This is a genomic window from Vibrio sp. ZF57 (assembly GCF_001691235.1).
Lineage (GTDB): Bacteria > Pseudomonadota > Gammaproteobacteria > Enterobacterales > Vibrionaceae > Vibrio > Vibrio crassostreae_C.
On the sequence record NZ_MAKD01000079.1, the window covers coordinates 1 to 6162 of the forward strand.

5 protein-coding genes are annotated in these 6162 nt (G+C 43.8%); 3 read left to right on the plus strand and 2 right to left on the minus strand.

The genetic code is table 11. From position 1 onward, the window contains the following. Positions 1-238: 238 nt before the first annotated feature. Both A6D97_RS11435 and A6D97_RS11440 read right to left on the minus strand, forming a co-directional pair. Complete coding sequence (locus tag A6D97_RS11435; protein WP_065584411.1) at positions 239-2047, minus strand: DUF3413 domain-containing protein; 1809 nt, start codon at positions 2045-2047, stop codon at positions 239-241. A gap of 28 nt (positions 2048-2075) precedes the next feature. Then, on the minus strand, positions 2076-2303 hold the full coding sequence (locus A6D97_RS11440; RefSeq protein WP_004734063.1) for a YejL family protein: 228 nt from the start codon (positions 2301-2303) through the stop codon (positions 2076-2078). An 84-nt stretch (positions 2304-2387) separates the two neighbouring features. On the opposite strand from A6D97_RS11440, the gene yejK reads away from it, so the two are divergent. The 3 genes from yejK (at position 2388) to A6D97_RS11455 (ending at position 6156) form a co-directional block, all read left to right on the plus strand. Then, positions 2388-3392: a nucleoid-associated protein YejK gene (gene yejK, locus A6D97_RS11445; protein ID WP_065584412.1), complete on the plus strand. Its 1005-nt coding sequence runs from the start codon at positions 2388-2390 to the stop codon at positions 3390-3392. 105 nt (positions 3393-3497) lie between these two features. Then, entirely contained in the window at positions 3498-4901 is a 1404-nt protein-coding gene (locus A6D97_RS11450; protein WP_065584413.1) for an Hpt domain-containing protein, read from the plus strand. Positions 4902-4977: 76 nt separating this feature from the next. After that, positions 4978-6156: a chemotaxis protein gene (locus A6D97_RS11455; RefSeq protein ID WP_065584414.1), complete on the plus strand. Its 1179-nt coding sequence runs from the start codon at positions 4978-4980 to the stop codon at positions 6154-6156. Positions 6157-6162: the final 6 nt, after the last annotated feature.

Sequence of the window (6162 nt, forward strand, 5' to 3'; positions counted from 1 at the left end):
TAACGGTTGCCGGTTTTCAAGACCGGTGCTTTCGACCACTCAGCCATCCCTCCAGTGGCGTGAATAATATAAGGGGTGGAGGATCTTGTAAACCCTTAATTTTCATAATTTTGTTTTGTTGCTTGTTTTCTAATCATTCACGGCAATAAAAAAGGTTCATCGCGGATTAGCGGGAACTAAAAACAAAAACGGTAGTAAGTGGGAAGCCATTGGCTTCCCTTTGCTGTTTGCTGATTATTTAGTCATTTTTTGTGTAGAAACGCTGTAGCTCTGTCAGGCCTTGCATCAACACAGGTAAGCGAGGGCTTACGTTTTTCAGGCGCTTGTAATTTTGGTCGTACAATTTGTAGTTACCAAATTTATCCAACACCGTTGTTTGCTGGTCAGTAACAAGAGCAAGTTCACGAGAGTCGCCCGCGAGAATCCACTTTCTGTTACGTTCATTAAACAGGCTGCGACCACTACTGAAATCTGTTGGGTTCGAAGATACACCCAATAGCTCTTGCATCAGTGTTACTGACACGTCTAGATGACTAGAACGGTGGGTGTATTCAGAAGCAGACTTGCCAGGCCAGCTGATAAACAGTGGTACTTGTAACTGATAACGACTGTAGTTGGAGTTTGCACCCCAGCTGTTGGTTTTGGTTTCGTTAAACTCAGTACCGTGGTTAGAGGTAATGATAACCACCGTGTTATCGGCAAGCTCTAAGCGTTCCAGTTCAGCGTAGATAGTTGCTAGCTGAGCATCGGCCGCTGTCGCCGACTTTTGATAGTCTGCTGCAAAACGCTCTGCTGTCGTTAGCGTAGAGTCCGACTCTGAACTTGAATCGTAGCTGGCGAAGTTATCCAGTGTGGTTAATTCAATAAAGTTAAACCAAGGGCGTTTAGCTTGCGGTGATTGAATCCAGTTAGACCAAGCTTTTATGGCACTCTGGTCATCATAAGTTGCTTGCTCTGGCATCACATCACGGCCTCGGAAGATGATATCCGAGTACAGTGCATCACTAAAGTTGTCGCCACTGAAAGCAGAGAACTTGTAATCGTGATTCTCTAAAACATCGAGCAATACTGCGCTTGACCCCTGAGCTTCAATGCTGCTTGCGTAGCTGCTCGGTAGGCCGTAGAACAAGCCAAAAATACCAAACATATCGTTACTTGAACTGTAGTGGTTGGTGAAGTTGATCGACTGTTGTGCGTAGGCATAGCTGTTTGGCATCGCTGTCGCATTAAGAGCGTCAGAGCGAAGGTTGTTCACACTCACCATCAGGATATTAAGATCATCACTGCGGCGGTTGTATTGAATTTTTTCTAGCGGGTAGCTAACTAGGTTTACATTCTCTTTGTTCGCTTCTAAACGCTCAAGGTACTCTTCACGGTCTAATAGGCCATGTTTTTCCATAAAGCTTTTCGCTGTCATTGGGTAAGACAGTGGGAAGTTCGCTTTCTGGCTAGTAATTGGGTTATAGAAGTACGCATCAGCCCACATGTAGGTCAAGTGGCTGCTGATGAAACACAAGAAGAAGACGGCAGTAATCGGACGGCCAATGTGTTTATGAGACAGTTTACGCTGCTTACGCCAAACCCACTCAGATAGACCGAGTTGCAGCAAGAAGATAAGCGGCATAACAATGAAGAGGTGCTGCAAATCAGACGTGAATGCAGATTCCTCTCCACTGAATAAAACCTCCCACACGACAGGCGTCAGGTGAAGGTTTATATTTTGATACGTTTGGGTATCAATCAGTAGGACAGTTAAACCTATGGTCGCGAAGATAACGGCAACCAAACGTAATAACTTCCTCGACGGAAGAATAAAAGTGAGCGGGAACAGCACTAATAGATAGAGCGCGAACACTAAAAAGCCAAAATGACCAACCCACGATGCAGCCAAATAGAATTGGCCTAGCAAGGTTTCTGGCCAAGCAGATTGAGTAATATAACGAGTACCAATCAACATCGCAGCAATGATGTTGAAAAATGCAAACCAGTGACCCCAACCAACCAGTCGAGATACACGATCGCTATATGAGTTTGCGCTGTCTACCATTTATAATTCTTTTATCCGTCAATCAAATTTAGTGAGACTTTTTATCTTCAAGAGAAGAAATTAAAGCCTCGGCAAATTTTTCAGCAATTCCTTTGCGTTGTGAAGCAGCAACATTCTGATTTAAGACATTGGTTGCGATATTTCCAGCGATCATCAGTGAAAGTTCTGGCGAAGCTTTGTGCTTAGTTAGTACAGCACCTACTTCAGCTAGGATTTTTTCAACTTGATCATCTGTGTATTTAGATATAATCGGCATAAGGACTCTAATAATGATAGTAAAAGCGGCTTATGATAACCTACTATGCACGACAACTGAAACCTGAACGGTAATATTTTCACTATGAGCCTTCACCTTTCCAACGTAATTTTACACCAGCTGAGCAAGAACGATCAGGATGAGCTGATTATTAACTATCGTGCTGAATCTCTTGAAAACGATGCTTCATCTGAAAGCCTAGTTGCTGAACTTCACCGTGTTTTTAATTCAAAAGCAGGCAAAGGGTTTGGTTCTTTCAAATCTGACAGCGAATTCCAGCAGTGGTTGCATCAACTTCGTGCTGGTGAGACAAACTTTTACGATTTTTCTCAAAAGAGTGCGCAACGTCTAAAAGACGAACTATCAAAGTACCCATTCGCTGACGAAGGTATCTTGGTAATGGCTGAATATCAGTCACTTGCAACAGATTATCTTTTCATTGGTTTATTGCCTTCAAACCAAAGCCTAAAGGTAACTGAAGGGCTTGATATTAGTGCGACTGACTACCTTGATATCTCAAAAATGGATATCGCGGCTCGTCTAGACCTTTCAACTTATGAGACTGATAAAGAGTCAAACCGTTACTTAACTTACATTAAAGGACGTGTTGGCCGTAAAGTCGCGGATTTCTTCTTAGATTTCTTACAAGCTGAAGTTGGTTTGGATGCGAAACAGCAGAACCAAGTACTGATGCAAGCGGTAGAAGACTTCGTTTCTGACTCTAAATTAGAGAAAGAAGAAGCGATCAGCTACAAAAAGCAGGTTGCGGATTACTGTAACGAGCAGCTTAAAGCGGGCGATGAAGTACAAGTTCGTGAACTTTCCGGTGAGTTGCCAGCAAGCACAGATGGCACAAGCTTCTTTGACTATACTAGTGAGCAAGGCTACGAGTTAGAAGACAGCTTCCCAGCCGATCGCGCAACTATGCGTAAACTAACAAAATTTGTTGGTGCTGGTGGCGGTTTGAATGTTAGTTTTGATAGTCTGCTTCTAGGCGAACGTATCTTTTACGATCCGGAGACAGACACGCTAACGATTAAAGGCACTCCACCGAACTTACGTGACCAACTGACTCGCAATAAGTCATAGTCCGAAGTTAACGGATAAAAGCGGCAGCAGGACGTTGTCGCTTATTTTGTGCTTAATCTTTTAGCTACGGTCATGGCTTCAAGTTAACACGCACAAGGAATATAGATGGAACAATCAGTAGCAAAGCCCAAACGCTTTAAAAAACCAGCCACCTTTTTGGTTGTGCTCTTGGCTCTGTGGTTACTTCCTTCATTGGCTCTTCTTAATCTAAGCCGTTCCTACACCAATTCTCTAGCTCAAATCGAAGAGCTCGGTATTCGAGTCAACGAATTGAGGCAATCGCTTTATTTCTCAGAACCGCTTCGAGTCTCTCGTATCAATGATCTCGCACTCGATGCTCAGTTGGTTTATTCGATCCGACTGCAGATTGAATCTGATTTCCAACACGCCTTGTTTCGTCCTGATGTCAACCAACTGTTGTACGTAGCTGATCAGTTCCTAGAAAAGTTCGATGAGTTCATTCCAATAGAAAGCCAAGTTCAAGACATCGTTGATAACATTAAGATCTTGCGTGCTGATAAAGAGCTTTCCCCTCAGCTAAAACCGCTCCTCAACGAATTCGGTGTTGTGGTATTTGAAGCCATGTATTCTGAAAATCAAAGTTCGTCAGCGACTTATCGCGCCTTTGATTCCATTCTAGAAAAATCTTATTCCTTAGAAAACGAAGAACAAGATGCACTCCAACAACTACTGGCTGATGCGTCAGCATTGTTGAGTGATTACGCTCAGCTTAACTATTTGGTTGATAAGATTAAGAAAAACTCAGTAAATGAACAGATCATAAAACTCGAAGCTGAGTTCCATGATCGTCAATTCAACCTATTGTTGGTGATGCTAGGCTTAAGCTTGGTGGCGATGAGCGGGATAGTGTTTTGGGGCGTTAGGTCCACAAAAACGATGAAAGAAGCAGACCAAGAACTCAGCTCTGAACTAGAAATTAATTCAAGTAAGGAAGACGCTTCTTATAGCGATGTTGTTTCCTCAGCAGTGAAACAAGCAGATAGTGACGCTTATGTATCCGAGAACAGGCCAACGCGCCAGTCTTCCGACTCTCAACCTCCGCAGAGCGTTAACGTTACAAGCCAACCCGTTGTACCGCAATACTCTATTCAGCAAGTCCCTGAACAGGCGCCAGTAGTAGAGAAACACGTTGCCAGTGTCACAGATTCAAAGCCTGCGATTGATATCGAAGACATGTTAGAAACGTTCGATGGTGATGCTGAGTCTGTCGAACTCTTGCTTGGTGTGTTTGTACAAGACCACGCAGGTGACTACGAGAAGTTTAAGTCTTTGTTGACCAAAGATGAAACCTCCGCGGCTCGCATTGTACATAGCTTAAAAGGCGTGGCTGGCAGTATTAAAGCGTCTCGGTTAGCCATCATTGCCGCAACCATTGAAATGACAATGAAGCACTCCAGTGCGATCAGTGAACATGATTTAGCTGAACTAGAGCAGGCTATAAAAGCCTCTGTGGATTCTGCTCATGAATATTTAGACAGTCAGCGTTAACTTTTACAGGATTTTTGACAATACTATGACGAAGCGCTCATACAATCAGCGCCCTTAGTCTTTGTCAGAGGTTTATATGTTACGAGTTTCGAGTCGAAGTTGGATGGTGTTGGTGCTTAGCATTGTGCTAAGTGGTTGTTCTCTCTTAGAAGTTAAGTTAGATAGTCAAACGACGCCTCTCACTCAACAAGAGTTAAATGCTCGGATCATGACGCGTGAATACGCCAAGATGTTCTTTACACGAGTAGAAGATTCGGCCGATCTCATCGCGCAATCTTACCCTGCTGATGACACCTTACATCAATCTTATGTGTTGCTTTGGAAGATCCATGCAGAGCAGGGCTTACAACAAGCGGCTTACCAAACTTCCCCTATGTCTGCGTTAATTGACTCGTGGGTTTTCACTGCCCAAATGAATCAGTTTTATAGCCAAGGCGACGGCGCAGATCTGTTCGCGACGGATGATGCAGTAGAGACCGCTCGTTTTCTTGATCAAGAAGCCGAGAAGCTGGCAAAGGGTGTATTGAGCTCGAGTGATTTCAAAAACAGCAAAGCGTTCGTTGCGCAGTTTTCTGCTAGCCACCCATTTAAAGACCTCACATTCAGAAGCACACCTGCTTACCGTGAATGGCTAAATTACCTTGGTAAAGACGAGTCGCAAATCGTCCAGAGTTTAGGCACCATGCCAGAAGCAATGAGCGATGCATCAGACCGCTTAAGCTTAATGGCTGACCAGACACCGAAACTGATGACGTGGAAAGCTGAGTTGGTTGCATTGAATAGCTCGCTAACGGGTGAAGACCTATCGATGACGCTAGAAAGCCTTCGTCAAACATCAGCAAGCATGCAAGACTTTATTGAGAACAACCCAGAATACATGCAAACGCTAGCCTCTATTATGTCGACAGAAATGCAGCCATTGCTCAATGATCTTAGTGACAAAACAGACCAAAAACTGGCGATGTTGAGCGATGAACGTGTGGCTTTAGAAAAAATGGTGACACGTGAGAGAGAAGCACTTGTAGAGATGATTGCGAAAGAGCGCATCGAGATTGCGGGTATTGTGACTTCAGAGAGAGAACTGTTCACACAAGACCTTGATCGCGTCTCTCAAGAGGTGGTGGTACTTGCGATTGATAAACTGATGGAGTTAATCAAAGGTGTGATTATCTACTTCATCCTGTTTATCTTAGTGGTGTTCTTTGCTCCGTTAGGTATCGGTTACTGGTTGGGTAAACGAACCGCCAACAAATAAGTAAAT

Coding starts and splice junctions, on each gene's coding strand:
- A6D97_RS11435 (WP_065584411.1), bottom strand. CDS start 2,047: ATGGTAGACAGCGCAAACTCATATAGCGATCGTGTATCTCGACTGGTT.
- A6D97_RS11440 (WP_004734063.1), bottom strand. CDS start 2,303: ATGCCGATTATATCTAAATACACAGATGATCAAGTTGAAAAAATCCTA.
- yejK (WP_065584412.1), top strand. CDS start 2,388: ATGAGCCTTCACCTTTCCAACGTAATTTTACACCAGCTGAGCAAGAAC.
- A6D97_RS11450 (WP_065584413.1), top strand. CDS start 3,498: ATGGAACAATCAGTAGCAAAGCCCAAACGCTTTAAAAAACCAGCCACC.
- A6D97_RS11455 (WP_065584414.1), top strand. CDS start 4,978: ATGTTACGAGTTTCGAGTCGAAGTTGGATGGTGTTGGTGCTTAGCATT.